General features: G+C 65.6%; 19 protein-coding genes. 9 read left to right on the forward strand and 10 right to left on the reverse strand.

Annotated features, from left to right (window positions below):
• Positions 1-5: 5 nt before the first annotated feature.
• The 6 genes from hfq to B597_RS29870 all read right to left on the reverse strand — a co-directional run bounded on the left by hfq (position 6) and on the right by B597_RS29870 (position 6,660).
• The gene (gene hfq, locus B597_RS29845; protein ID WP_003283098.1) at positions 6-260 is read right to left on the reverse strand and encodes an RNA chaperone Hfq; all 255 of its coding nucleotides are present in this window, start codon (positions 258-260) and stop codon (positions 6-8) included.
• A 93-nt stretch (positions 261-353) separates the two neighbouring features.
• Complete coding sequence (gene miaA, locus B597_RS29850) at positions 354-1,325, reverse strand: tRNA (adenosine(37)-N6)-dimethylallyltransferase MiaA (RefSeq protein ID WP_003295413.1); 972 nt, start codon at positions 1,323-1,325, stop codon at positions 354-356.
• Positions 1,326-1,398: 73 nt separating this feature from the next.
• Complete coding sequence (mutL, locus tag B597_RS29855; RefSeq protein WP_003295415.1) at positions 1,399-3,282, reverse strand: DNA mismatch repair endonuclease MutL; 1,884 nt, start codon at positions 3,280-3,282, stop codon at positions 1,399-1,401.
• Positions 3,279-4,694: an N-acetylmuramoyl-L-alanine amidase gene (locus B597_RS29860; protein ID WP_024161786.1), complete on the reverse strand. Its 1,416-nt coding sequence runs from the start codon at positions 4,692-4,694 to the stop codon at positions 3,279-3,281. The genes mutL and B597_RS29860 overlap by 4 nt, the downstream gene beginning before the upstream one ends.
• A 17-nt stretch (positions 4,695-4,711) precedes the next feature.
• Positions 4,712-5,182 carry a tRNA (adenosine(37)-N6)-threonylcarbamoyltransferase complex ATPase subunit type 1 TsaE gene (gene tsaE, locus B597_RS29865; protein ID WP_024161787.1) on the reverse strand — a complete coding sequence of 157 codons (471 nt, stop codon included), beginning with the start codon at positions 5,180-5,182 and terminating at the stop codon, positions 4,712-4,714.
• On the reverse strand, positions 5,170-6,660 hold the full coding sequence (locus tag B597_RS29870) for a bifunctional ADP-dependent NAD(P)H-hydrate dehydratase/NAD(P)H-hydrate epimerase (RefSeq protein WP_024161788.1): 1,491 nt from the start codon (positions 6,658-6,660) through the stop codon (positions 5,170-5,172). Before B597_RS29870 ends, tsaE begins: the two co-directional genes overlap by 13 nt.
• A gap of 78 nt (positions 6,661-6,738) precedes the next feature.
• On the opposite strand from B597_RS29870, the gene queG reads away from it, so the two are divergent.
• Positions 6,739-7,812, forward strand: a complete 1,074-nt coding sequence (queG, locus tag B597_RS29875; RefSeq protein ID WP_003293921.1) for a tRNA epoxyqueuosine(34) reductase QueG — start codon at positions 6,739-6,741, stop codon at positions 7,810-7,812.
• Between the two features lie 17 nt (positions 7,813-7,829).
• Here queG and ftsH read toward each other — a convergent pair whose 3' ends face one another.
• From ftsH to mpl, 4 genes are all read right to left on the reverse strand, one after another.
• A complete protein-coding gene (gene ftsH, locus B597_RS29880; protein WP_003293923.1) occupies positions 7,830-9,662 on the reverse strand; it encodes an ATP-dependent zinc metalloprotease FtsH in 1,833 nt (610 codons plus the stop codon).
• 88 nt (positions 9,663-9,750) lie between these two features.
• Positions 9,751-10,041, reverse strand: coding sequence for a YceK/YidQ family lipoprotein (locus B597_RS29885; protein WP_003293925.1), 291 nt, complete (start codon positions 10,039-10,041; stop codon positions 9,751-9,753).
• A 1-nt stretch (position 10,042) separates the two neighbouring features.
• A complete protein-coding gene (ubiX, locus tag B597_RS29890) occupies positions 10,043-10,672 on the reverse strand; it encodes a flavin prenyltransferase UbiX (protein WP_003293926.1) in 630 nt (209 codons plus the stop codon).
• A 136-nt stretch (positions 10,673-10,808) separates the two neighbouring features.
• Positions 10,809-12,164 (reverse strand): UDP-N-acetylmuramate:L-alanyl-gamma-D-glutamyl-meso-diaminopimelate ligase, encoded by a 1,356-nt coding sequence (gene mpl / locus B597_RS29895; protein WP_003293927.1) that lies wholly within the window; start codon positions 12,162-12,164, stop codon positions 10,809-10,811.
• A 248-nt stretch (positions 12,165-12,412) separates the two neighbouring features.
• On the opposite strand from mpl, the gene B597_RS29900 reads away from it, so the two are divergent.
• The 8 genes from B597_RS29900 to B597_RS29935 all read left to right on the forward strand — a co-directional run bounded on the left by B597_RS29900 (position 12,413) and on the right by B597_RS29935 (position 21,888).
• Positions 12,413-13,933: an acetaldehyde dehydrogenase ExaC gene (locus B597_RS29900; protein WP_003293928.1), complete on the forward strand. Its 1,521-nt coding sequence runs from the start codon at positions 12,413-12,415 to the stop codon at positions 13,931-13,933.
• A 200-nt stretch (positions 13,934-14,133) separates the two neighbouring features.
• Positions 14,134-15,582, forward strand: coding sequence for an ethanolamine permease (gene eat, locus B597_RS29905; protein ID WP_003293929.1), 1,449 nt, complete (start codon positions 14,134-14,136; stop codon positions 15,580-15,582).
• Between the two features lie 15 nt (positions 15,583-15,597).
• Positions 15,598-16,989 carry an ethanolamine ammonia-lyase subunit EutB gene (locus B597_RS29910; protein ID WP_024161789.1) on the forward strand — a complete coding sequence of 464 codons (1,392 nt, stop codon included), beginning with the start codon at positions 15,598-15,600 and terminating at the stop codon, positions 16,987-16,989.
• Between the two features lie 145 nt (positions 16,990-17,134).
• Positions 17,135-17,929: an ethanolamine ammonia-lyase subunit EutC gene (gene eutC, locus B597_RS29915; protein ID WP_003296354.1), complete on the forward strand. Its 795-nt coding sequence runs from the start codon at positions 17,135-17,137 to the stop codon at positions 17,927-17,929.
• A gap of 232 nt (positions 17,930-18,161) precedes the next feature.
• Positions 18,162-18,974 (forward strand): M90 family metallopeptidase, encoded by an 813-nt coding sequence (locus tag B597_RS29920; protein WP_003296353.1) that lies wholly within the window; start codon positions 18,162-18,164, stop codon positions 18,972-18,974.
• A gap of 107 nt (positions 18,975-19,081) precedes the next feature.
• On the forward strand, positions 19,082-19,609 hold the full coding sequence (gene ppa / locus B597_RS29925) for an inorganic diphosphatase (protein ID WP_003296352.1): 528 nt from the start codon (positions 19,082-19,084) through the stop codon (positions 19,607-19,609).
• Between the two features lie 192 nt (positions 19,610-19,801).
• Positions 19,802-21,058: a tyrosine-type recombinase/integrase gene (locus B597_RS29930; protein ID WP_003296351.1), complete on the forward strand. Its 1,257-nt coding sequence runs from the start codon at positions 19,802-19,804 to the stop codon at positions 21,056-21,058.
• Positions 21,055-21,888, forward strand: coding sequence for a DUF6387 family protein (locus tag B597_RS29935; RefSeq protein WP_003296350.1), 834 nt, complete (start codon positions 21,055-21,057; stop codon positions 21,886-21,888). Before B597_RS29930 ends, B597_RS29935 begins: the two co-directional genes overlap by 4 nt.
• Positions 21,889-21,918: the final 30 nt, after the last annotated feature.

The raw sequence follows: 21,918 nt of genomic DNA on the forward strand, positions 1-21,918 counted from the left end.
CTACCTCAGTCGTTACCCGACTCGGATTGCTCGGCATCGCCCGCGGTCGGCAGGCGCACAGGGCGACCGGGAACAACGGTGGAAATGGCGTGCTTGTAGACCATCTGGCTGACGGTGTTCTTCAGAAGAATGACGAACTGGTCGAAAGATTCGATCTGGCCCTGCAGCTTGATGCCATTGACCAGATAGATGGAAACCGGGACGCGTTCCTTACGCAGTGTATTGAGGTAAGGGTCTTGTAGCGAATGCCCTTTTGACATGTGCCGCACTCCTTAGAGGATCTGTTTTCGTTAGTGTTCTAAAAGTACAACCGGCGATCCACTTGTCTGAGAATAGACGGTCAAATTCCAGTGTCAGCTCAATATGGAGAGCGATTGCAGGTATTTCAATGCGCGCGGCAGATTGTCGCGGGACAAACTGTCCAGCCAGTGAATCTCCCCCCAGCTGCGCAACCAGGTGAACTGCCGCTTGGCGAGCTGCCGGGTGGCGATGATGCCACGCTCCAGCATTTCGTCTCTTGTCGACAGACCGTCCAGATGTTCCCAGACTTGTCGGTAGCCCACCGAACGAATCGATGGCAGGCCCGGGTGCAGGTCGCCTCGGCATCTCAGGGCTTCGACCTCTTCGACAAAGCCCTGTTCAACCATTCCCGTGAAACGCCTTGCGATGCGCTCGTGGAGAACATGGCGCTGTAGCGGGGCAATGCACAGATGCGCCACAGTATAAGGCAAGACACCGGAGCCTGGAGCGTCTGCAACGGCTTTTTGCGACCTTTGTCGGGCACGATGCTCGCTCATGGTCAAACCGCTGATGCGATACACCTCCAGAGCTCGCACCAGCCGCTGCGGATCATTGGGATGGATTCGAGCTGCCGATTCAGGGTCGATCTGCGCCAGTTGGTCATGCAGCACCTGCAATCCTTCGGCAGCTGCCTGCGCTTCCAGAGCGGCCCGCACCGCGGGGTCGGCGCCCGGCATATCGGCGAGCCCATCGCGCAACGCCTTGAAATACAACATGGTTCCGCCAACGAGCAGCGGAATGCGACCGGCAGCGCTAATCTCGGCCATGGCCGCCAGCGCATCGGCACTGAACTCGGCAGCCGAATAGCTCTCGGCCGGATCGAGGATGTCCACCAGGCGATGGGGAAACTCAGCCAGCACTTGCGCCGAGGGCTTTGCCGTACCGATGTCCATGCCGCGATAGACCAGGGCCGAGTCCACGCTGATCAACTCGCAGGGCAGCACGCGAGCCAGCTCCAGGGCCAGGTCGGTCTTGCCCGAAGCGGTCGGGCCCATGAGAAAAATGGCAGGGGGAAGGCGGGACATCGGCGAAGCTCGGCAGGCGTGGCCGGATAGTTTCCAGTGGCAGGCGACAGGCCGCAAGCTCGGCCTGACGCCGTCAGCGCCCCCGCAGGAACAGTTTGTCCAGATCGTCCATGCCCAGTTGCGTCCAGGTCGGACGGCCATGGTTGCACTGCCCGCTGCGCTCGGTGTGCTCCATATCGCGCAGCAAGGCGTTCATCTCGGGCAACGTCAACCGTCGGTTGGCACGCACAGCGCCATGACAGGCCATGGTCGCCAGCAACTCATTGAGATGCGCCTGGATGCGGTCACTGGTGCCATATTCGAGCAGATCGGCAAGCACGTCGCGCACCAGCTGGGTCGCCTCTGCCTGCTTGAGCAGCGACGGAATCTGGCGGATCGCCAGCGACTCCGGTCCCAGCCGCTGCAATTCGAAACCCAGCTTCTGAAACCACTGGGCGTGCTCCTCGGCACAATCGGCCTCGCGCTGGCTCAGCGCGATCGATTCCGGTACCAGCAACGGCTGGCCACGCAGCCCTTCGCTGGCCATCGCGGTTTTCAGCCGCTCATAGGTGATGCGCTCGTGGGCGGCATGCATGTCCACCAGCACCAGGCCCTGGGCATTCTCGGCAAGGATGTAGACCCCCTTGAGCTGCGCCAGGGCGTAACCCAGCGGTGGCACATCGTCCTGGCTTGCCGGCAAGGGTGCGGGGCCGCGCTCGGGCAGCGGCGTGAAGAACTCGCGGTATGCACCCTGGGCTTCGGCGGTATAGCCGGTCGATGCCGGGCGTGGCGCCTGCGCCTGATAGCCGGCACCGGGTCCACGCCACGCCGCTGCCTCGCCCTGAGGCCGCTCGAGCACACTGGCCGACAGGCTCATCTCGTTCTGCCCGGCGAACTCGCCAGCGGCGAGTCCCGACACCTGGGTCATCGGCGTGACGCTGGCTGGCGCCGCCAACTGGTCTTCCGGGCGCACATCACCCAGCGCGCGATGCAGCGTGCCATAGAGAAAGTCGTGCACCATCCGACTGTCGCGAAAGCGCACCTCGTGCTTGGTCGGGTGCACGTTGACGTCCACCACAGCCGGGTCGACGTCGAGGAACAGCACGAAGGTCGGGTGGCGACCGTTGAACAGCACATCGCGATAGGCCTGGCGCACGGCGTGGGCGACCAGCTTGTCACGGACCATGCGCCCGTTGACGTAGAAGTACTGCAGGTCCGCCTGACTGCGCGAAAAGGTCGGCAACCCGACCCAGCCCCACAAGCGCAGCCCATTGCGCTCGATCTCGATGGGCAACGCCTGCTCGAGAAATGCCGGCCCGCACACCGCGCCCACCCGGCGCGCGCGTGCCGCATCATCGCTGGCCTGGTGCAGGGCCAGCACGCCCTTGCCGTTGTGGCGCAGATGAAACGCCACGTCGAAACGCGCCAGCGCCAGGCGCCGGATGACCTCCTGCAGGTGATCGAACTCGGTCTTCTCGGTACGCAGGAACTTGCGCCGCGCCGGCGTATTGAAAAACAGGTCACGCACTTCGACGGACGTGCCGACCGGATGCGCCGCTGGCTGAACCCGGGCCTCCATCTCGCGCCCCTCGGTTTCCACTTGCCAGGCCTCGCTGGCATCGGCGGTGCGCGAAGTCAGGGTCAAGCGCGAGACGGAGCTGATGGAGGCCAGCGCCTCGCCGCGAAAGCCCAGGCTCATCACGCGCTCGAGGTCTTCCAGGTCGCGAATCTTGCTGGTGGCGTGGCGCGCCAATGCCAGCGGCAGATCGTCCGGTGGAATGCCGCAGCCGTCGTCGCGCACGCGCAGCAGCTTGACGCCGCCCTGTTCGACGTCCACCTCGATGCGGCTGGCGCCGGAATCCAGACTGTTTTCCAGTAACTCCTTGATCACCGAAGCCGGGCGCTCGACCACCTCGCCAGCGGCGATCTGGTTGGCCAGCCGCGGGCTGAGCAGTTGGATGCGAGGCGTACCGCTCATGGCTGGGACGCCAGCGTGGTGGCCGGAATATTCAGCGTCTGACCGATCTTGATGACATCGCTGCGCAGATTATTGGCACTGCGCAGGGAGGTCAGGCTGACCTGATAGCGCTGGGCGAGCAGCGCCAGGCTCTCGCCCGAGCGCACCACATGCTCGCGCGGCCCGGCGGCGATCTTGCCGGAATCCCGCAGCCAGGCGACATAGGTTCCGGGTGGCGGGTTTTCATGGAAGAACTGCCGCACGCCGCTGTGAATGGAACGCGCCAATGCCTGCTGATGGCTCGCGGTCTGCAGCTTCTTCGCCTCGGACGGGTTCGAGATGAAGCCGGTTTCCACCAGAATCGACGGAATGTCCGGCGATTTCAGCACCATGAAGCCAGCCTGCTCGACGCGCCGCTTGTGCAGCGGAGTGATCCGCCCCATGTTGCTCAACACCTTCTGCCCGACGTTGAGGCTGGATGACAGCGAAGCGGTCATCGACAGGTCCAGCAACACGCCGGCCAGCATCTGGTCCTTGTCGCCGAGGCTGACGTTGCCGGCACCGCCGATGAGGTCCGAGCGGTTCTCGCTGTCGGCCAGCCAGCGTGCGGTTTCCGAGGTGGCGCCACGATCCGACAGGGCGAACACCGACGCGCCATAGGCCGCCGAGCGTGGCGCCGCATCGGCATGGATCGAGACGAACAGGTCGGCGCCCTTCTTGCGGGCGACCTCGGTGCGTTTGCGCAGCGGGATGAAGTAGTCGCCGGTACGCACCAGCTCCGCGCGAAAGCCCTTCTCGGCGTTGATTTGGCGCTGCAACTCCTTGGATATCTGCAGCACCACGTGTTTCTCGTAGATCTTGCCGGGCCCGATGGCGCCCGGATCCTCGCCCCCATGGCCGGCATCGATGGCGATCACGATGTCCCGCTTGCCGCCCGCGGTAGCCGGCAGCGTTACCGCGGGCAGGGCCGGCGAGACCGGCGCTGCAGGCGTGGACGGGGTGGCGGTTGCCGGCGGCAACGTCGCGGCGCGGGCGGCGCTGGCCTGATCGAACAGGTCGACCACCAGCCGGTGGCCATACTGCTGATTGGGCGCCAGGCTGAAGCTCTTCGGCGACACGGGCGCTTGCAGATCGACGACTACGCGCAAGGTATCGGCGTCGTGCTGCCCGGCGCGCAAGGCGGCGACCGGGGTGTTGTCCAGCGGCAGTTGATTAAGCGGCGCCTTGAGCGTGGCGCCGCTCACGTCGATGACCAGGCGATCGGGGGCGGTCAGTGTGAAGATCTTGTGCTCGACCGGCCCCGACAGATCGAACACCAGGCGGGTGTTGTCCGGCGCACGCCACAGACGCACGCTCTGCACATCGCTGGCGGCCAGCAGATCCGTCGCGATCAGTGACAGCAGCAGGCCACCGACCAGGGTGCGAATGCGCATACCCAACCCCATGATATTCATAACTCTCCGTCGGTCAGGGCGACACACCAGGCTTCGCCCCGCGCGGTGTGCGGCGACAGGCGCAGCGTACGGCCGGCCTCATGCGGTGCAATGGTAATGTCCATGTCAGCCTTTGGCAAAATGCCGGCGCCGCGCTCAGGCCACTCGATCAGGCACAGCGCATTGCCTTCGAAATAGTCGCGAATGCCGAGAAACTCCAGCTCCTCCGGGTCGACCAGTCGATACAGGTCGAAGTGGAATACCTGCACGTCGCCCAGCTCGTAAGGCTCGACCAGGGTGAAGGTCGGACTCTTGACCTTGCCCGCGTGGCCGAAGCCGCGGATCAGTCCACGCGACAGGGTGGTCTTGCCCGCACCAAGGTCGCCATACAGATAGATCACGCCACAACCGCCGGTCGCCCGGGCGATACGGGCACCGAGCGCCAGCATGGCCGTTTCGTCCGCGGCGTACAGATTCACTTCAGGCATGGCGACTGCTCCTCGAGCGACTGACGGATCAGCGGAATCAGGTCACTGGCGGCCAGCCCGCGGCCCTGGCTGCCCAGCCGCTGACCCGCCGCGGCATGCAGCCAGGCAGCCAGACAGGCCGCCTCGAAGGGTGGCAGGTCCTGCGCCAGCAGCGCGCCGACGACACCGGCCAGCACGTCGCCGAGGCCGGCGCTGGCCATGGCCGGATGGCCTCGGTCGCACAGCGCCAGCCGGCCACCGGGCTCGGCGATCAGCGTGCCGGCGCCCTTGAGCAGCGCTACGCACGCATAGCGCCCGGCCAGCTCGCGCACCGCGGCCGGACGATCGGCCTGAACCTCGGCGGTGGAACACTGCAGCAGCCGCGCGGCCTCGCCCGGATGCGGTGTGATCACGCAGCCTGACGGCAGTTCGACGCTGCCGCTCGCCAGCAGGTTCAACGCATCGGCATCCCACACCTGTGGCACCTCGCGCTGCGCCGCCAACGACAGCAGGCTGCGCGCCCAAGGCGCCTGGCCCAGGCCAGGGCCAACCACCAGAACGTCGGCGCGCTCGGCCAGCGCCGTGAGACCGTAGGTCGACTCGACGCCATGGCACATGATTTCCGGACGCCGCACCAGCGAGGCCGAGACATGCTCCGGGCGGGTCGCCAGCGTCACCATGCCGGCCCCGCAGCGCAGCGCCGCTTCGGCACTGAGCAACGCGGCGCCGCCGGTGCCGAGGTCGCCGCCGATCACCAGCACCTGGCCGAAGCTGCCCTTGTGGGCCACCGGCGAACGCGGCGCGACGCGAGCCAGGGATGGCCGGTCGAGACGCACGGCCTCGCTTTCGACCTGCGCAACGACCTGCGGATCGGCCTGCAGGTCGTCGAACACCAGCGTGCCGACGCGATCCGGCCCGTCAGCAGTGAACAGGCCGAGCTTGAGGCCGATGAAGGTGACGCTGAGATCGGCGCGCACCGCATGCCCCAGCACCCGCCCGGTGTTGGCGCAGAGCCCGGAAGGCAGATCGATCGCCAGCACCGGCAGGCCACTGGCATTGATCGCCTGGATCACGCCGACATAGGGCTCACGTACGTCACCGGCAATGCCGGTACCCAGCAGGGCATCGACCAGCACACCCCGCAGCGGCGCTCCGGTATGCCAGGGCTGAATCGTCACGCCACAGTTCCGTGCTTCGGCGCAGGCAAGCGCGGCGTCGCCCTGCAGCGCTTGCGGATCGCCCACCGCCAGCACCTCGACCTGCCAGCCAGCGCGCTGCGCCAGCGCTGCCACCAGATAGCCGTCGCCGGCATTGTTGCCGCGGCCGGCCAGTACCGTGACCGCGCCGGCTTCCGGCCAGCGCCGGCGCAACGCCCGCCAGGCGGCATGAGCGGCGCGCTGCATCAGTTCGAAGCCGGGGGTGCCGGCAGCAATCAGGCGCGCATCGAGTTCGCGCACCTGTGCGGCGTTGTACAAGGCGACGGGCAGGGAATCGGTCATCGGGGCAGGGATCATCGAGGCGGAATGTCTGGCAGAATTATACGCACCCGCCCGCCAAGTCGTCGTACTCTCCTAGCAATGTCCAGCCCCGCTCTCGATCCAGCCACCCTCGCCCAGTCCATCAAGCAATGGGGCCGTGAACTCGGCTTCCAGCAGGTCGGCATCACCGGGGTCGACCTGGCCGAGCACGAGGCGCACCTCGAGGCCTGGCTCGCGGCCGGCTACCAGGGCGAGATGGATTACATGGCCGCCCACGGCAGCAAGCGTTCGCGACCGGACGAGCTGGTGCCCGGCACGCTGCGGGTGATCTCGCTGCGCATGGACTACCTGCCCGGTGACACGCGCATGACCCAGCAGCTCGCCGATCCGCAGAAGGCCTACGTATCGCGCTATGCCCTCGGCCGCGACTATCACAAGCTGATCCGCAAGCGCCTGCAGCAACTGGCCGAGCGCATCCAGCAGGTGGTCGGCCCGTTCGGCTTCCGGGCCTTCGTCGACAGCGCGCCGGTACTGGAAAAGGCTGCCGGGCAGCAGGCCGGGCTCGGCTGGATCGGCAAGAACACCCTGCTGCTCAACCGCAAGGCCGGCAGTTGGTTCTTTCTCGGCGAACTGTTCGTCGATATCGCCCTGCCGGTCGACGAGCCGATGACACGTGACCATTGCGGCAGCTGCCGGGCCTGTCTGGACGTCTGCCCCACCGATGCCTTCGTCGGCGAACGGCTGCTCGATGCACGGCGCTGCATCTCGTACCTGACCATCGAACTGAAAGGCCCGATCCCCGTCGAGCTGCGCGACAAGATCGGCAACCGGGTATTCGGCTGCGACGATTGTCAGATCGTCTGTCCCTGGAACCGCTTCGCCCGCCCCACCGAGCAAAGCGACTTCCAGCCCCGCCACAGCCTGGACAATGCCGAGCTGGCGAGCCTGTTCCGCTGGAGCGAAGAGGAATTTCTCAGCCGTACCGAAGGTTCGCCGCTGCGCCGTGCCGGCTACCAGCGCTGGCTGCGCAATCTGGCGGTGGGCCTGGGCAATGCGCCGTCGAGCATTGCGGTGCTGGAAGCGCTCGAAGCGCGTCGCGACGATCCATCGGAGCTGGTGCGCGAGCATGTCGAGTGGGCGCTGGCGCAGCATGCCGGGCGCGCGCCCGGATAAGCCAGCGCCCGCCCCACCTAAGGCGTTGGCACGCCGGCCGCGGCGGCACTCAGCTCTCGCAGCGCCTCGGCATCCAGCGTCTCCAGCTGCAGCAACTGCCGGGCGCAGCGCTCGAGCAAGTCGCGACGCGCCTCGAGCAGTGTCAGGCTGCGCTGGAAGGCGGATTGCACCAGCGCCAGGACTTCCTCATCGATGGCCGTGGCGGTGCTTTCGGCATAGTCATGCTGCGGCTTGAGGCCGAGCATCGCCTCGTTGCCGAGGAACGAGTTGGGCTCACGCTCCAGCGCCAGGTGACCGAGACGCTTGGACATGCCGTAGCGGGTGACCATGGCCCGGGCGATGTCGGTGACCTTGGCCAGGTCGTCGGCCGCACCGGTGGACAGGTGGGCGAACACCAGCCATTCCGCCGCGCGCCCGCCGAGCAGCACGGCCATCTTGTTTTCCAGCTCCTCGCGGGTCATCAGGAAGCGGTCCTCGATCGGCCGCTGGATGGTGTAGCCGAGTGCGCCCATGCCACGCGGGATGATCGACACCTTGTGCACCGGATCGACCCCCGGCAGCGCCATCGCCACCAGCGCATGGCCCATCTCGTGGTAGGCGACGATCTCGCGCTCGCGCGGATTGAGCAGGCGATTGCGCTTCTCCAGCCCGGCGACGATGCGCTCTATGGCCGCGGTGAAATCCTCCATCGCCACGGCCTCGGCCTTGCGCCGGGTCGCCAGCAGCGTCGCCTCGTTGACCAGGTTGGCCAGGTCGGCACCGGTGAAGCCCGGCGTCAGGGCGGCGATGGCCTGAGGATCGACATCGGCGCCCAGCCGCGACTTCTTCAGGTGCACATTGAGAATCTGCACCCGCCCGACCTTGTCCGGCCGATCGACCAGCACCTGGCGGTCGAAACGACCGGCGCGCAGCAGCGCCGGGTCGAGGATTTCCGGACGATTGGTCGCCGCCAAGAGCACCAGCCCGCTGGAGGTATCGAAGCCGTCCATCTCCACCAGTAGCTGGTTGAGCGTCTGCTCCTTCTCGTCATGCCCGCCGGACAGCGGCCCGGCACCGCGGGCGCGGCCGAGGGCATCCAGTTCGTCGATGAAGATGATCGCCGGCGCCTGCGCCCGCGCCTGTTCGAACAGGTCGCGCACCCGCGCGGCGCCGACGCCGACGAACATCTCGACGAACTCGGAACCGGAAATGGAGAAGAACGGCACCTTCGCCTCGCCGGCCACGGCGCGCGCCAGCAGCGTCTTGCCGGTGCCGGGCGGGCCGACCAGCAGAACGCCCTTGGGCATGCGTCCGCCGAGCCGGCCGTAGGTCTGCGGGTCGCGCAGGAATTCGATGATTTCCTTGAGTTCGTCCTTGGCTTCGTCGACTCCGGCGACATCGGCGAAGGTCACCTTCATGTCGGTTTCGACATAGACCCGCGCCTTGCTCTTGCCGATCTGCATCATGCCGCCACCACCCAGGCCACTGCCGATGCGCTTGAGCAGGAACAGCCAGATGCCGAAGAACAGCGCCGCCGGGACGATCCACGACAGCAGGTCGCGCAGCAGCGTGCTTTCCACCTTGCCGGTATAGCGCACCGGGTACTGCTGCAGGTGCTCGGCCAGTTGCGGTTCGACGCGATTGCTGACGAAACGTCGCTGGCCGCTGGGCAACGGCTCCTTGAGCGTGCCCTCGATACGCCGCTCGGTGATCGCCAGCTCTTCGACACGCCCATCCTTGAGGTGCTGTTCGAACTCGCTGTAGGGGATGGTCGCGACCTCCTGCTGCACCGACAGCAGATACTGAAGGCCGAAGAACACCACGATGGCGATCATCCAATAGTTGATATGGAATTGGGCTCGGTCTTTCACACCTGTTCTCCTTGTGCCGCAGACGGGGAAATTATGCCGGCTGCGCGAGAGGCCAGCCTGAACCCAGATCAGTAATGCCGCACGCTGCTCAGAGACCGCCCTGCACGCCGAGCCCGACGCCCAGTTCCGTCGCCACGGCAAAAGGCAGCAGCAACGTATCCAGCAGAGCGCTGGCGGGTAGATCCAGCGCGGGATACTTCGGCGCCAGCGCACCGAAGCGATCCATCGGACAGCACCCGCCGTTGAGGCTGTACCAGTCAAGGCGCGTGCCGGAATAGATGATCGGCGCGCCGGGCTTGGCGGCATCCAGCGTGCGCACACTGGCGCAGCCGCCCAGCAGGCCCAGGGCAAGCAGCACGAGCAGCGCGCGGCCGGTCATGTCAATCGTCACTGACAATATGGTGCTCGCCCCAGCGCGGCAGCATGTCCTGTGGAATGTCGAGCAGGTTGAGGATGCGCGCGACGACGAAATCCACCAGATCGTCGAGGGTTTGCGGCTGGTGGTAGAAACCGGGCGAGGCCGGCAGGATCACTGCGCCCAGGTTCGACAGCTTGAGCATGTTTTCCAGATGGATGCTCGAATAAGGCGCCTCGCGCGGCACCAGGATCAGCTGCCGGCGCTCCTTGAGGGCGACATCGGCGGCGCGCTCGATCAGGTTGTTGCAGGCACCGGTAGCGATCGCCGACAGGGTGCCGGTAGAACAGGGCACCACCACCATCGCGGTCGGCGCGCCAGAACCGGAGGCCGGCGGTGCCATCCAGTCTTCCTTGGCGAACACACGGATCTGTCCCGCTGCAGCACCGGTGTATTCGCAGAGAAACGCCTGCATCGCCTGCGGCTTGGCCGGCAGCACCACGTCGGTCTCGGTGGCCATTACCAGTTGCGCCGCCTTGGAAATCAGGAAGTGAACCTCGCGGTCCTCCTGGATCAGGCAATCGAGCAGGCGCAAGCCGTACTGCGCGCCGGAGGCGCCGGTCATGGCCAGGGTGATGCGTTCCGGTCCGCTCATTCGTTGTGCTCCGCGTTATCCTTTTTGGTGGGCTGAAGCCCACCCTACCCGTGTCCTTCAGTCCCCTACGCGAGCGCCACCGCAACCCGCAGGGTGGGCTTTAGCCCACCATTGCCGCCCGTATGGAATAGCTCGATCATCGCTGGCGCAACGCCTCGGCCAATTTGCCGTGCAAGCCGCCGAAGCCGCCGTTGCTCATGATCACCACCTGGGTGCCGGGCACGGCCTCGGCCTTGACCTTGGCGATGATCGCGTCCAGCGAATCACAGACGGTGGTAAGCACCGGCGAACCGGCGACCGTCGCGGCCAGGTCCCAGCCGAGGTTGGCCGGCGCGTACCAGATCGCCTGATCGGCCAGCGCGACGGATTCGGCCAGCCCTTCGCGGTGCGCGCCGAGCTTCATCGAGTTGGACCGCGGCTCGACCACGGCGATGATCGGCGTATCGCCCACCTGCTTGCGCAGGCCGTCGAGGGTGGTGGCAATGGCCGTCGGGTGATGGGCGAAGTCGTCGTAGAGGGTCACGCCGTTGACCTCGGCGACCTTTTCCATGCGCCGCTTGACGCTGCGAAACTCGCTCAGCGCCTCGGCGCCCTGCTTCGGCAAGACGCCGACATGGCGCGCCGCGGCCAGGGTCGCCAGCGCATTGGCGACGTTGTGCCGGCCGGTCAGCTGCCAGTCGACCACACCCTGCACTTCGCCCTCGAAGATCACCTCGAAGCGCGAGCCGTCCTCGCGGAGCAACTTCGCCTGCCACTGACCGCCCTCCCCGGTGGTCTGTACCGGCGTCCAGCAACCCATGCCGATCACGCGCTTGAGCGCCGTTTCCGATTCTGGATGGGTGATCAGCCCTTCGCCCGGCACCGTGCGTACCAAGTGGTGGAACTGCCGCTCGATGGCGGCGAGGTCGGGGAATATGTCCGCATGGTCATATTCCAGGTTGTTCAGGATCGCGGTGCGCGGACGGTAATGGACGAACTTGCTGCGCTTGTCGAAGAAGGCGCTGTCGTATTCGTCAGCTTCCACCACGAAGAACGGCGTCTCGCCCAGGCGCGCGGAGATGCCGAAGTTCTGCGGCACGCCGCCGATGAGAAAGCCCGGACTCATGCCGGCATGTTCCAGTACCCAGGCCAGCATGCTGCTGGTGGTGGTCTTGCCGTGGGTGCCTGCGGCGGCCAGTACCCAACGGCCCTGCAGCACGTGATCGGCCAGCCATTGCGGCCCGGAAACGTAGGGCAACCCCTTGTTCAGCACGTGCTCGACCGCCGGGTTGCCACGCGATAGCGCGTTGCCCACCACCACCAGGTCGGGGGCGGGTTCGAGATGCGCCGGCTCGTAGCCCTGCATCAGCTCGATGCCCTGGGCCTCCAGCTGGGTGCTCATCGGCGGATAGACGTTGGCGTCGGAGCCGGTGACGCGATGGCCGAGCGCCTTGGCCAGCACCGCGAGCGAGCCCATGAAGGTGCCGCAGATGCCGAGAATGTGGATATGCATGGATGACCTCTGACTGCCTCATGACACGGCCCTGAACGACCATTCTGCGCGGGTCGGCGGGCCTGACGATTGCGCCGCAGATTAGCACAGCACAGCGCTGCCGATCGTCGCTCCAGCGGCCGTGGCGGCGTCCCCGCCAGCCGAATGCAGGTCACTCGCCACACGTCGCTTGGCTCGCCGACCAACGGGCCTTGATCTACGCTGAATCCACGGCAGTCCGACCACGAATACAAGACCGGAGACTCACCATGCGTTACGCCCATCCCGGCACCGAAGGTGCCAAGGTTTCCTTCAAGACCCGCTACGGCAACTTCATCAACGGCGAGTTCGTCGAGCCGGTAGGCGGCCAGTACTTCACCAACCTGTCGCCGGTGAACGGCCAGCCCATCGCCGAATTCCCGCGCTCCGATGCCGCCGACATCGAGAAGGCGCTGGACGCCGCCCATGCGGCCGCCGACGCCTGGGGCAAGACCAGCGTGCAGGCGCGCTCGCTGATCCTGCTGCAGATCGCCGACCGCATCGAGCAGAACCTCGAGATGCTCGCCATCACCGAAACCTGGGACAACGGCAAGGCCGTGCGCGAGACGCTGAACGCCGATATCCCGCTGGCGGCCGACCATTTCCGCTATTTCGCCGGCTGCATCCGCGCCCAGGAGGGCACCAGTGCCGAGATCGACGAGCACACCGCGGCCTACCACTTCCATGAGCCGCTGGGCGTGGTCGGGCAGATCATCCCGTGGAACTTCCCGATCCTGATGGCCGCCTGGAAACTCGCCCCGGCGCTGGCCGCGGGCAACTGCATCGTGCTCAAGCCGGCCGAACAGACGCCGCTGGGCATCAGCGTGCTGATGGAAGTGATCGGCGACCTGCTGCCACCCGGCGTGCTCAATGTCGTGCAAGGCTACGGACGTGAAGCAGGCGAAGCCCTGGCCTCGAGCAAGCGCATCGCCAAGATCGCCTTCACCGGATCGACCCCGGTGGGCTCGCACATCATGAAGCGCGCTGCCGAAAGCATCATCCCGAGCACCGTGGAGCTGGGCGGCAAGAGCCCGAACATCTACTTCGAGGACATCATGCAGGCCGAGCCGACCTTCATCGAGAAGGCTGCCGAAGGGCTGGTGCTGGGCTTCTTCAACCAGGGCGAGGTGTGCACCTGCCCGTCGCGCGCACTGGTGCAGGAGTCCATCTACGCACCGTTCATGGAAGCGGTGATGAAGAAGGTCGCGCAGATCAAGCGTGGCGATCCGCTGGACACCGACACCATGGTCGGCGCCCAGGCCAGCCAGCAGCAGTTCGACAAGATCATGTCGTACCTGGACATCGCCAAGCAGGAAGGCGCCGAAGTGCTCACCGGCGGCGCGGCAGAGAAGCTCGAAGGCTCGCTCGCAAGCGGCTATTACATCCAGCCGACGTTGCTCAAGGGCACCAACCAGATGCGCGTGTTCCAGGAGGAGATCTTCGGCCCGGTGATCGGCGTCACCACCTTCAAGGATGAAGCCGAAGCCCTGGCCATCGCCAACGACACCGAATATGGCCTGGGTGCCGGCGTCTGGACCCGCGACATCAACCGCGCCTACCGCATGGGCCGGGCGATCAAGGCCGGACGGGTATGGACCAACTGCTACCACCTGTATCCGGCGCATGCGGCGTTCGGCGGCTACAAGAAATCCGGCGTCGGCCGCGAGACGCACAAGATGATCCTCGACCATTACCAGCAAACCAAGAACCTGCTGGTCAGCTACGACATCAATCCACTGGGCTTCTTCTGATGGGCTGAGCGCGGCCGACAGTGGTCGGCCGCGCTTTCGTACAAGACACCAGCCGGGCTCCGCCGTGGTGCTGCGGAGCGCGAAAAAGGTGCGTATCTGCCGAACTTGGCTGACAAATCGTCGCGAGCGGGCGCTTGCGACGTCGGGGCATGACGCTTGCTAGGGACAGAGTTGCCAACCCATCCAAGAGGATTCCCCCCATGGCCCTCGAACACAGCCGTTCAACGCCACCGCACCCTGCAATCGATTTCGAAGCCGTTGGCAGCCACTACTTCCAGGAACGCGAACTGAAGAAAGGCGCAGCCGGCTGGGTGCTGCTGGTCGGTCTCGGTGTCGCCTACGTGATTTCCGGCGACTACGCCGGCTGGAACTTCGGCCTTGCCCAGGGCGGCTGGGGTGGCCTGTTCATCGCCACGCTGCTGATGGCCACGATGTACTTGTGCATGTGCTTCTCGCTGGCCGAACTGTCCTCTATGGTGCCCACCGCTGGCGGCGGCTACGGTTTCGCCCGCACCGCATTCGGCCCGCTGGGCGGCTTTCTCACCGGCACGGCGATCCTCATCGAATACGCCATCGCCCCGGCGGCGATCGCCGTGTTCATCGGCGCCTATTGCCAATCGCTGTTCGGCATCGGCGGCTGGATGATCTACCTGGCCTTCTACATCATCTTCATTGGCATCCATATCTTCGGCGTTGGCGAAGCATTGAAGCTGATGTTCATCATCACCGCGGTCGCCGCCCTGGCGCTGGCGGTATTCATCGTCGCCATGGTGCCGCACTTCTCGGTCGACAAGCTGCTCGATATCGCGCCGACCGCCGCTGTTGGTGCCAGCACCTTCCTGCCCTACGGTTACGTCGGCATATGGGCGGCGATTCCCTACGCGATCTGGTTCTTCCTCGCCGTGGAAGGCGTGCCGCTGGCTGCCGAGGAGACCAAGAACCCGCAGCGCGACATGCCACGCGGCTTGATCGGCGCGATGCTGATCCTGGTTGCCTTCGCCGGGCTGATCCTGCTGGTCGGCCCAGGCGGCGCCGGTTCGAGCACGCTGGTGGCATCCGGCAACCCCTTGGTGGAAGCGCTGACCACGGCCTACGGCTCGTCCACCTGGATGAGCGGCTTCGTCAACCTGGTCGGCCTGGCCGGGCTGATCGCCAGCTTCTTCTCGATCATCTACGCCTACTCGCGGCAGATCTTCGCGCTGTCGCGGGCCGGCTACCTGCCACGCAACCTGTCGCTGACCAACCGGAACAAGGCGCCGGTACTGGCCCTGGTGATCCCGGGCGTCATCGGCTTCGCCCTGTCGCTGACCGGCCAGGGCGACCTGCTGATCCTGGTGGCCGTGTTCGGCGCGACCATCTCCTACGTGCTGATGATGGCCTCGCACATCGTCCTGCGCCTGCGCCGGCCGGACCTGCATCGCCCGTACAAGACGCCCGGCGGCATCGTCACCTCGGGCGTGGCCCTGGTACTGGCCTGCATCGCCGTGATCGCGGGCTTCCTGGTCGATCCCCGCGTGGTGATCGGCGCCGCGATCATCTACGCGATATTCATCGCCTACTTCGCGATCTACAGCCGGCACCACCTGGTCGCCGGCACACCGGAAGAGGAATTCGCGGCGATCGAGAAGGCCGAGGCGTCGCTGCACTGAATTAAGGAGGCTGACATGGCTTACTCGCACAGCGTGGGCGGCACCACCTGGCGCTTCGACGACCTGCGCGAGGTGATGGCCAAGGCCAGCCCGGCGCGCTCCGGCGACCTGCTTGCCGGGGTGGCCGCCGCCAGCGACGCCGAGCGCGTGGCGGCGCAGATGTGCCTGGCCGAGGTGCCGCTCAGGCGCTTTCTCGACGAGGCATTGATCCCCTACGAAGGCGACGAGGTGACCCGGCTGATCATCGACAGCCACGACGACGCCGCCTTCGCCCCGGTCAGCCACCTGACCGTGGGCGATTTCCGCAACTGGCTGCTCGGCGAAGAGGCGGACGAGTCATCGCTGAAAGCCCTGGCCCCGGGGCTGACCCCGGAAATGGTCGCCGCGGTGTCGAAGATCATGCGCGTGCAGGACCTGATCCTGGTCGCGCAGAAGGTCCGTGTCGTCAGCCGCTTTCGCAACAGCATCGGCCTGCCCGGGCGCATGTCCACCCGGCTGCAGCCCAATCACCCGACCGACGACGGTGCCGGCATCGCCGCGAGCATCCTCGACGGCCTGCTCTACGGCAACGGCGACGCGGTGATCGGCATCAACCCGGCGACCGACAGCACCGCCGGCATCTGCGAGCTGCTGAAGATGCTCGACGCCATCATCCAGCGCTACGAGATCCCGACCCAGGGCTGCATCCTCACCCACGTCACCACCTCCATCGAGGCGATCAACCGCGGCGCGCCGCTGGATCTGGTGTTCCAGTCCATCGCCGGCACCGAAGCGGCCAACGCCAGTTTCGGGATCAACCTGGCAGTACTTCAGGAAGGCTACGAAGCCGGCCTCTCGCAGAAGCGCGGCACCCTCGGCGACAACCTGATGTACTTCGAAACCGGCCAGGGCAGCGCGCTATCGGCCAACGCTCACCACGGTGTCGACCAGCAGACCTGCGAGGCCCGGGCGTATGCCGTCGCACGGCGCTTCAAACCGCTGCTGGTGAACACCGTGGTCGGTTTCATCGGCCCGGAGTACCTCTACAACGGCAAGCAGATCATCCGCGCCGGGCTGGAGGACCACTTCTGCGGCAAGCTGCTAGGCGTGCCCATGGGCTGCGACATCTGCTACACCAACCACGCCGAAGCCGACCAGGACGACATGGACATGCTGCTGACCCTGCTCGGTACGGCGGGCATCAACTTCATCATGGGTATCCCGGGCTCGGACGACGTGATGCTCAACTACCAGACCACCTCCTTCCACGACGCCCTCTACGTGCGCCAGGTGCTCGGCCTAAGGCCCGCCCCCGAGTTCGAGGAATGGCTGGCGAAGATGCAGATCCTGCGCCAGGACGGCAACCGCCTGCAGCTCGGCCGCGAACTGCCCGAACCGTTCCGCCGGGCGCTGGAGCAGCAGGCATGAAGCCGCCCTTGCTACCTCGACCATCCTCAGGTGGAAAACGCTGCGCGGTTTTCCACCCTATGCCGATACCCACACCGCAGCCCGTAGGGAGGAAAACGACCGCAGGTCTTTTCCACGCGCCTGACCGTCACGCTCCGAGGTAGCCATGCACGACCGCTCCCCGACCATCGAAAATCCGTGGCAGCACCTGCGCCAGCTGACCCCGGCACGCATCGCCCTTGGCCGTGCCGGCACCAGCCTGCCCACCGGTGCGCAACTGGACTTTCAGTTCGCCCATGCCCAGGCTCGCGATGCCGTGCACCTGCCGCTGGATCGTGCGGCGCTGGCCCGCGAGCTGGACAAGCACGCCCTCGCCTGCCTGGCGCTGCACAGCGCGGCAGCCGACCGACAGACCTACCTGCAACGCCCGGACCTCGGCCGGCGCCTGGACGACGCCAGCGCCGCAACGCTCGCCGGGCACGCTGACGGAGGCTGCGATCTCGCCCTGGTGATCGCCGACGGCCTCTCGGCCCTGGCCGTGCAGCGCCATGCGGTACCGATGGCCTTGAAGATCGCCGAGCTCTGCCAAGCGGAAGGCTGGTCCCTCGCACCGATCAGCCTGGTCGAACAGGGCCGCGTGGCGATCGCCGACGAAATCGGTCAGCGCCTCAAGGCGCGCATGGCGGTGATCCTGCTCGGCGAGCGGCCAGGACTCAGCTCGCCGGACAGCCTCGGCCTGTACTTCACCTGGGCGCCGCAGGTCGGCCGTCATGATGCGCAGCGCAACTGCATCTCCAACATCCGCCCCGAGGGCCTGAGCTACAACCTCGCCGCGCACCGCCTGCTGTATCTGATGCGCGAAGCCAGCCGCCGCCAGCTGTCCGGCGTACAACTCAAGGACGAAGCCGAAGTGCCGGTGCTGGACGGCCAGCCGCGCGCCGGCAACTTCCTGCTCGGCTGATGCCGACTCAGGCCGACTGCCAAGGCTCCCGCGCCTGGCTGTAGATCATCGTGCCGTCGACGTGGTGTTTCTGATCCGCTGCGGTCATCCCGGCTCTCCTGGCGCGAGGGCCTGCCCTGATTTAGTCGCCCGCCTGGCAGTCCCGTGCCGCGCCGATCCCGGCACACCGATGCTTGTCGCGGCCCGCAGCCGCGCTTAATGTGGGCGCCCCGCCCCGCTGGAAACCTCACCCATGTGGTCCTACCGCGCCTGGCAGCGCAAACGCGTCCTCGCCCGCAATCCGGTCGATCCGCAGCTATGGCAACAGGTGCTCGACAGCCTGCCGATGCTCGACGGCCTGAGCGAAGACGAGCTGGATCGCCTGCGTGAGCGCGCCGTGCTGTTCCTGCACGACAAGCGCCTGACACCGCTGGCCGGCGTCGAGTTGCAGGCGCAAGACCGCCTGCGTCTGGCGCTGCAGGCACAGTTGCCGCTGCTGCACCTGGCCGATCTCGGCTGGTACCGCGGCTTTCACGAGATCGTGATCTACCCCGACGACTTCCTCAGCCCGCAAAAGCACCGCGATGCCGCCGGTGTCGAGCATGAATGGGACGCCGAGCACAGCGGCGAGGCCTGGTTGCAGGGCCCGGTGATCCTCGCCTGGCCCGGCGTGCAGGAGAGTGGCGGCTGGGAGGCCTACAACCTTGTGATCCACGAACTGGCACACAAGCTGGACATGCTCAACGGCGATGCAAACGGCCTGCCGCCGCTGCACCGGCAGATGCGCATCGATGCCTGGGCCAGCGCCATGCAGAGCGCCTACGACCGACTCAACGCCGCGCTGGACGCCGACCCGGAAGTCGAGACGCCGATCGACCCCTATGCCGCGGAAAACCCGGCGGAGTTCTTCGCCGTCACCAGCGAGTACTTCTTCAGCGCCCCGGATGTGCTGCAGCAGGCCTTTCCCGAGGTCTACACGCAGCTCATGGAATTCTATCGCCAGGACCCGCTGGCGCGGTTGCAACGCCTGCAGGCCGAACATCCGGCCTACCGGGAACCTGCGTAGGCCAGGCGCGTCGAAGCCGGCGTGCATTGCACGCGACATTGCGCCTATAATCGCGCCCACTTTTTTCCGCCCCCAGGCCTCGCTGGCCGATCAGGAGCCCATCGTTCATGAGCTACAGCAAAGTCCCGGCTGGCAAAGACCTGCCGAACGACATCTACGTCGCCATCGAGATCCCGGCCAACCACGCGCCGATCAAGTACGAAATCGATCACGATACCGACTGCCTGTTCGTCGACCGTTTCATGGCCACGCCGATGTTCTACCCGGCCAACTACGGCTTCATCCCGCACACCCTGGCCGACGACGGCGACCCCCTCGACGTGCTGGTCGTGACCCCCTATCCGGTTGCCCCGGGCTCGGTCATCCGCTGCCGGCCGGTCGGCGTGCTGAACATGACCGACGAAGCCGGCGGCGACGCCAAGCTGATCGCCGTCCCGCACGAAAAACTGTCCCAGCTGTATGTGGACATCAAGGAATACACCGACCTGCCCGCCCTGCTCCTCGAGCAGATCAAGCACTTCTTCGAGAACTACAAGGATCTCGAGAAGGGCAAATGGGTCAAGGTCGAAGGCTGGGGCAACGCCGACGAAGCCCGCGCAGCAATCACCAAGGCGGTTGCGGCTTACCAAAAATAAGCCAACGCCACCCCCTGAAGCCGGCCACAAGCCGGCTTTTTTATTGTCTAGTGATTTCTGCCCGCTTCCGCTCAACCCTAGACGCCATGCGGGTTACAGCCTAATATCTGTCCACTAGCAGCCACCCGAAACTAGCCCCCTCCAGCGTAAAAGTGTGGGGACAAGTGTGGGGACAGAATCAGGGAGCGAAGCATGGGCAAGCTGAACCCGAAGCAGGTAGAGAACCTGCGCGAGTCGGGCACCTACGAGGACGGGGACGGATTGCGCCTTATCGTGAGGGCATCCGGGAGCAAGTCCTGGCTACTGCGTTACCAGATTGCCGGCCGGCGCCGCGATATGGGGTTGGGCAGCTATCCCGAAGTGAGCTTGAAGGAAGCGCGCCTGACCGCAGCGGGACACCGTAAGCAACTGGCGAGCGGTATCGACCCGATGGCAGTCCGGGATGCCCAGCGCGAAGCCGAACGGGAGGCACAACGGGCTAAGGAAGCTCAGCGTGTGACCTTCCAAGGCTTGGCAATGGACTACCACACCGCGCATAGCGCTACCTGGTCAGAGAAGTGGCGCAAGGGCTGGCTGCGCAAGCTGGAACTGTACGCATTCCCCATCATCGGCAAGAAATCCGCCGGGGATATTGAAACCGAGGATGTGTTACGTGTCCTCCAACCGATCTGGGGCAGCAAAACCCGCACCGCCGACGAAGTCCGCGGACAGATCGAACAGGTACTGGATGCGGCCAAGGCTCGCAAGCTGCGCAAGGGCGACAACCCTGCCCGTTGGCGCGGGCACTTGGACAACCTACTGAGCCGTGCGGAGAAGAAGAAAGCCCGCAAGCGTGAACATTTCGCCGCGATGAAATGGCAAGACGTCCCGGCGCTGATGACCGCTCTCGCCGGCCGTGACTCGCGCGCTGCCGTGGCCGCTCGCCTGATGATATTTACCGGCGCACGAGCACAGATGATTCGCTTGGCCGCCTGGGATGAGTTCGATCTGGAGTCGGGCATTTGGTCGCTGCCTGCCCTGCGAATGAAGATGCGCAAGGCGTTTGAGATACCCCTGGCGCCGCCCGTTGTGGAAATGCTCAAGAGCCTGCCACATATTGAGGACAGCCCTTTCCTTTTCCCAGGTCAAGGTAAAACCGGAGCCATCCATGCGAACGCCGTTCGTACCCTATTGCACAGCCTGGGTCATGACGACATCACCCGCCACGGCTTCCGGTCGAGCTTCCGCGACTGGGCAAACGAGCGAACGCACTACCCGCGCGAAGTCTGCGAGCTGGCGCTTGCGCATGACGAGCGCGACCAGACCGAGGCCGCGTATTCGCGCTCCGATTTTTTGGAAAAGCGACGCGCGCTGATGGCGGAATGGGCGCAGTTCATCACAACGCCGCCAGCGGCGAATGTCATTCAAGGCGACTTCAAGCGCGTCAGCGGTGCGGGGGTACCTGTATGAAAATGAAACGCCCCGACACCCTGCCGGAATGGTTTGACCTTGAGAAGTATCGGGGCTGCGCCGGCTTCGGCCCAGTCGAGTGGTGGGCCTGCCTCGAAAAGCGGCAGGGAGCCTGGCAGGTAGTCCCCCACCTAGTTACTGAAGAACCTTCGTCGACACTGACGGCACTTGCACACACGCGGGCGCGCCCATTGGCCGACGCAAGCCGAACACGCGAGATTATTGACAGACTGGCCACTCGCCGGCCCGTTCGATCGGCAACCTGGGTCGAGCTGGGCAGAGCCGCCCGGATTGATCGGCTGGCGGATAGCGAACAGGCACATGCGTGGCGCGCTCTCGGGGCTGACATCCAGCCAACCGATGAGGCAACGCCGGCAATAGGGGCACTCATGATTCCCGGCTGGTTAGATCATGAAGCTGATGCGGCTGTCGCCATCGTAGACCTGAGCGCCCCCTATTCGGTGGTGATGAGTGCGTTTCAAGTATGGCTGAAGCAGGCGAGAGCCGCAGCGCAAGCAGCACGAAACCGCCCCAAGACTGACAAATGGGCCGAATACGGTCTCCTGCCGTATCTGGACTTGCAAATCTGGTGCTTGGAAACCGACGCAAACATACCTGAACCCATGATGGCAAAGGCCATCCATCCCCCTTGCGAGAAGGAGGCTTGCATCCGCTGTTCGGGGACCGACTGGATTGGCGACACGCTGGCGCCGCTAGCACGATCCCTAATGGCCGATCTTTCGCCACTCCGAGCCCTAGCTGCTGAAAACATCGAGGAATGGGCAAAAGCACAGCGATCCGCGCTGCTGCAAGGGAATTTTCAGCCGTAAAAGCCTCTCTGGCTGTTGGTCTACTCGGTG

The organism is Stutzerimonas stutzeri KOS6, from assembly GCF_000307775.2.
Taxonomy (GTDB): domain Bacteria; phylum Pseudomonadota; class Gammaproteobacteria; order Pseudomonadales; family Pseudomonadaceae; genus Stutzerimonas; species Stutzerimonas stutzeri_B.

Excerpts from the sequence above, each read along its gene's own strand:
- B597_RS29930 (WP_003296351.1), top strand. The coding sequence starts at position 19,802 with ATGGGCAAGCTGAACCCGAAGCAGGTAGAGAACCTGCGCGAGTCGGGC.
- queG (WP_003293921.1), top strand. The coding sequence starts at position 6,739 with ATGTCCAGCCCCGCTCTCGATCCAGCCACCCTCGCCCAGTCCATCAAG.
- B597_RS29910 (WP_024161789.1), top strand. The coding sequence starts at position 15,598 with ATGGCTTACTCGCACAGCGTGGGCGGCACCACCTGGCGCTTCGACGAC.
- ppa (WP_003296352.1), top strand. The coding sequence starts at position 19,082 with ATGAGCTACAGCAAAGTCCCGGCTGGCAAAGACCTGCCGAACGACATC.
- B597_RS29900 (WP_003293928.1), top strand. The coding sequence starts at position 12,413 with ATGCGTTACGCCCATCCCGGCACCGAAGGTGCCAAGGTTTCCTTCAAG.
- eutC (WP_003296354.1), top strand. The coding sequence starts at position 17,135 with ATGCACGACCGCTCCCCGACCATCGAAAATCCGTGGCAGCACCTGCGC.
- eat (WP_003293929.1), top strand. The coding sequence starts at position 14,134 with ATGGCCCTCGAACACAGCCGTTCAACGCCACCGCACCCTGCAATCGAT.
- tsaE (WP_024161787.1), bottom strand. The coding sequence starts at position 5,182 with ATGCCTGAAGTGAATCTGTACGCCGCGGACGAAACGGCCATGCTGGCG.
- mutL (WP_003295415.1), bottom strand. The coding sequence starts at position 3,282 with ATGAGCGGTACGCCTCGCATCCAACTGCTCAGCCCGCGGCTGGCCAAC.
- ubiX (WP_003293926.1), bottom strand. The coding sequence starts at position 10,672 with ATGAGCGGACCGGAACGCATCACCCTGGCCATGACCGGCGCCTCCGGC.
- B597_RS29860 (WP_024161786.1), bottom strand. The coding sequence starts at position 4,694 with ATGCGCATTCGCACCCTGGTCGGTGGCCTGCTGCTGTCACTGATCGCG.
- hfq (WP_003283098.1), bottom strand. The coding sequence starts at position 260 with ATGTCAAAAGGGCATTCGCTACAAGACCCTTACCTCAATACACTGCGT.
- B597_RS29885 (WP_003293925.1), bottom strand. The coding sequence starts at position 10,041 with ATGACCGGCCGCGCGCTGCTCGTGCTGCTTGCCCTGGGCCTGCTGGGC.
- B597_RS29920 (WP_003296353.1), top strand. The coding sequence starts at position 18,162 with ATGTGGTCCTACCGCGCCTGGCAGCGCAAACGCGTCCTCGCCCGCAAT.
- miaA (WP_003295413.1), bottom strand. The coding sequence starts at position 1,325 with ATGTCCCGCCTTCCCCCTGCCATTTTTCTCATGGGCCCGACCGCTTCG.
- B597_RS29870 (WP_024161788.1), bottom strand. The coding sequence starts at position 6,660 with ATGACCGATTCCCTGCCCGTCGCCTTGTACAACGCCGCACAGGTGCGC.
- B597_RS29935 (WP_003296350.1), top strand. The coding sequence starts at position 21,055 with ATGAAAATGAAACGCCCCGACACCCTGCCGGAATGGTTTGACCTTGAG.
- mpl (WP_003293927.1), bottom strand. The coding sequence starts at position 12,164 with ATGCATATCCACATTCTCGGCATCTGCGGCACCTTCATGGGCTCGCTC.